Origin of the sequence: Ruegeria sp., assembly GCF_028066395.1 — a bacterium.
Classification (GTDB): Bacteria; Pseudomonadota; Alphaproteobacteria; order Rhodobacterales; family Rhodobacteraceae; genus Ruegeria.
In genome coordinates, this window is the sequence record NZ_JALCBM010000098.1 from 8,189 (window position 1) to 11,585 (window position 3,397).

5 protein-coding genes and 1 riboswitch are annotated in these 3,397 nt (G+C 54.3%); of the genes, 1 reads left to right on the plus strand and 4 read right to left on the minus strand.

Going from position 1 to position 3,397, the window contains the following annotated elements; translation table 11 throughout:
* The 3 genes from nrdI to MPJ51_RS20415 all read right to left on the minus strand — a co-directional run.
* The coding region (gene nrdI / locus MPJ51_RS20405) for a class Ib ribonucleoside-diphosphate reductase assembly flavoprotein NrdI (RefSeq protein WP_298390695.1) at nucleotides 1-272 on the minus strand (272 nt) is incomplete at its 3' end.
* 15 nt (nucleotides 273-287) lie between these two features.
* Nucleotides 288-509 (minus strand): glutaredoxin-like protein NrdH, encoded by a 222-nt coding sequence (gene nrdH / locus MPJ51_RS20410; protein ID WP_298390686.1) that lies wholly within the window; start codon nucleotides 507-509, stop codon nucleotides 288-290.
* 82 nt (nucleotides 510-591) lie between these two features.
* A riboswitch (cobalamin riboswitch) is annotated at nucleotides 592-784 on the minus strand.
* A 325-nt stretch (nucleotides 785-1,109) separates the two neighbouring features.
* Nucleotides 1,110-1,406, minus strand: a complete 297-nt coding sequence (locus tag MPJ51_RS20415) for a YciI family protein (RefSeq protein WP_298390687.1) — start codon at nucleotides 1,404-1,406, stop codon at nucleotides 1,110-1,112.
* 83 nt (nucleotides 1,407-1,489) lie between these two features.
* On the opposite strand from MPJ51_RS20415, the gene MPJ51_RS20420 reads away from it, so the two are divergent.
* Complete coding sequence (locus MPJ51_RS20420; protein WP_298390689.1) at nucleotides 1,490-2,365, plus strand: LysR family transcriptional regulator; 876 nt, start codon at nucleotides 1,490-1,492, stop codon at nucleotides 2,363-2,365.
* 793 nt (nucleotides 2,366-3,158) lie between these two features.
* Here MPJ51_RS20420 and MPJ51_RS20425 read toward each other — a convergent pair.
* The coding region (locus tag MPJ51_RS20425; RefSeq protein WP_298390691.1) for a hypothetical protein at nucleotides 3,159-3,397 on the minus strand (239 nt) is incomplete at its 5' end.

A 3,397-nucleotide genomic window follows, 5' to 3' on the forward strand; every position in this document is an offset into this window, starting at 1 on the left:
GCGTAGGTCGCACCGAAATTGCGGTTGCCTGCGCCGATCACCCCAACGATCCCGGCGCGGCGGGCCGGATCGTTCAAAAACCGGATCACCTGTTTCGGAACCGCCCCACGTCCTTCGCCATCGGCATAGGTCGGGCAGATCAAAACATAGGGGCCTTCGGGGTCTGGCAGCGGGCCCATCTCGGTCGGAATGCGGAAAGAGATCAGGCCCAGCCGCGATACAAAGCGGTGGGTGTTTCCGGATTTCGATGAGAAATAGACCAGCGCCGGGATCGGCGCGGCCATGGATCAGGCCAGTTGGGCGATCATATCGGGGCGGAAACCCGACCAGTGATCACTGCCTGCTACAACGACCGGGGCCTGACGATACCCCAATTCGGTCACATGGGTCATGGCGCTGTCATCTTCGGTCAGGTCGACCACGTCATAAGGGATGCCTTTGGCATCCAGCGCACGGGTGGTCGCGGTGCATTGCACGCAAGCGGGTTTGGAATACACGGTAATGCTCATTTGTCCTCTGTCCTTTTAATCAAAAGCCGAGGACGCCATGGGTAAATAAGCCCGTCACACGCCCCCGAACCCTCCGTTCGTGGTTATCATTCACGCTTGCGGCAGGTCTCCTGGCTTGCGGATCGTCGTTCGGTCTGGCCTTCCCAAAAGCGTGCTTTCAGTGGCATGTTCAGCCGAACTCTCCGCTTACAGTTGCGGGGGCAGCGCCGGAGTTTCACCGGTTTCCCTCTTAGCTTTCGACAGGAATCGAAAGAACCGAAGCAACACTATATTGGGTGTAGTCTTGATGCCGTGTCAATATATTGTGTGATGGATTTGCCGATTTCTCTCTCAGCTAAAGCCACATTTAAAGTACTGCGACTTTGGGGTAAGGGCGGGCGTTTCGCTGGGCTGCGACATTACTCTGCTTTCGCAACCGCAGATGCCTTGCAGAACGTAGAAGATCAAAATCAACTCAACAGGGGGCAAGATCAACACAAGACACGCCATGGCGACAACGGAAAGACCAATGCCTGCACCCCCCGGACGCAGCCCGCCAGAACAGCCGCGCTGCCACAGACAGCCCATTCCCGGCCCAACAGGCCTTGGAACATTGCGAGGTTAGACAAGTGCCTGCCCGTCTGCAAAGACCTGTGCCCAATGTTTGATCTCAATGGTGTCACGCAGACCGGTCGGCCAGAACGGATCGGCCTTCACCAACGCCCACGCTTGATCAACAGTCTCAACATCGACCAGCCAGAGACCACTTTTCACCGCACCATCAGCTTCCCTGAGTGGACCGGCTGCACGGATAACGGCTTTGTTCTCGTTAAGAAATGAGAGGTGTTGCTGCATGAAGCGCGGGCGAATGTCAGGGTTTGCATCCGCGTTGTCGTAAAAGTGGATTGTGTAAAGCATTTGAGCCTCCCGTCATGCATCGCCAGCTTGCAATTGCAAGAATGCATTCACAATGATCGAATTTGCCAATATGAACTGCATTAATGCAGCAGATGAACTGGGACGATTTACGCGTTTTGCTCGCGATCGCGAGAGCCGAAAGCCTCAAGGGTGCATCGGTTCTACTCAACCTTGATGCCACCACAGTGTCACGCCGGATCAAAGCGCTGGAGAGCCGAGCCGGGAAAACGTTGATACATCGCGAGAGGTCAGGTCGCAGCCAACTGACACAGATTGGTCAGCAACTCGCTGACCGAGCCGAGCAGATGGAACAGCACGCAAACGCTGCTGATGCGCTCATTGGCCAAGATAATCCGCTGAGCGGAACAGTGCGTCTGACAGCGGTGCCATTTCTGTTAAATCGCCTTCTTGCGCCATCTCTGACGAAGTTTACGAACCGTCATCCGGGCCTGAACATCAGCTTGATGCCGGACAGCCAGAACCTCAGCCTGACCAGACGCGAGGTGGATGTAGCCTTGAGGTTTGGGGAGCCGCACGAAGGCGGTAGCGCAGTGATAGCGCAAAAGATCGGTCGCATCACGTTTACCATGTTTACCGCCAAGGACGCGATGGGGCTTGCCCCCGAGGACCGCCCATGGCTTATCTATGATCCTGTCGCAGCACATCTTCCCCAAGCGGTATGGACCGAAACGCTGGTGCATCAGACCAATGGGCGACGATCACAGCTTCTGATGCACGACCTTGAGACGGCTTATGAAGCGGCCCTAGCGATCCCAGTCCGCGCTATTTTACCAGTAGCGGTTGCTCGCCAAGACTCGCGGTTGATCGAACTTCGGCCGCCACCGGAAATGGCAGAGATGGCGCGCGATCTCTGGCTTCTAAGACATACCGATATGCGTGGCATAGAACGTGTCGATGCCATCATCAATTGGTTGGTTGAAACAGACGTGTTCGGCTAGGTCCAACTCACGACAACCGTGAATCGCCCAGTTGCAGCGAAATGGCGGTTTTCCTGCACTGTATGAGTGCATAGTCTAAAATTTACTGCACGCTGCCTGAATGACCGAGTTTCCCTCTGCCCTGCGGCGGGAGTTTTTCGGCAGCGCAGCGAATTGGCGCGTTGTGTGCACGCGCAGCAAGTTTTTGAAAGTTCCGCTATGGGCTCTATTGAGACCTTAGCCGCAGCGTTGATGAAGGACCGCTATTCAGATTGGGTCAGAAATGCTTGACGTTTGGGTCAGAATTGAATGACGCGATTTGCAGTTTTATTGAGGTTTTGGCTGTCGATTGAGTCAAATATCAGTGACGTTCCACATATCCTGTTGAACGTCACACGAACCTGACCCAACCGTCATAGTTGGACCAGAAATTAAGTGAACGTTCGACATCAGAAGACCCCTCAATTCAAATATTCTTCTGGAAATAGAATGAGACCCAGAGCTGCATATCAGTTGCTGGCAGTGGAGTTTGGTGCAGCTTTTTTTGGTTGGCTGCTAGCCATCACTCGGCCCATTCCGGTCATACATCGCATAGTCTCTGTGCTGCAGTGCGGCCCGTCAGACCGGCCATTCGCTGCGGCCGTAAAATCAAAGGCTGCCTGAACTCGCGAAATATGTGGACAAAGCCGCCGTCCAATTTCTCTAAATCGATTCCGGCATTCCGAAAAATAAGAAGTGCTCTTATACCAAAGTTAGGACTCCGATTGCGGAGCGACACCTCTCTGCTTTCTCGTTGTTCGCAAGTGCATTGATCTCATTTCCTGGGCATTTGGGGATAGAGACGCGCCCAGTTGCACTTGGCATCAGCAGGGCAAGATCGCACAGCGGTTTTGGTTTCTTCATCATAGGTTTTGGTTTGTTCACCTTCATAGTGACCTGCGATTTCCATCATTTTTTGAGCGTAGTCGATCACACTTTTGTGGGCAATGCCCTGCCGGGCAGTGGACAAGTCGGCAGGCTCGGCGCTGAGAGATGTCATGATCTCGCATCGCC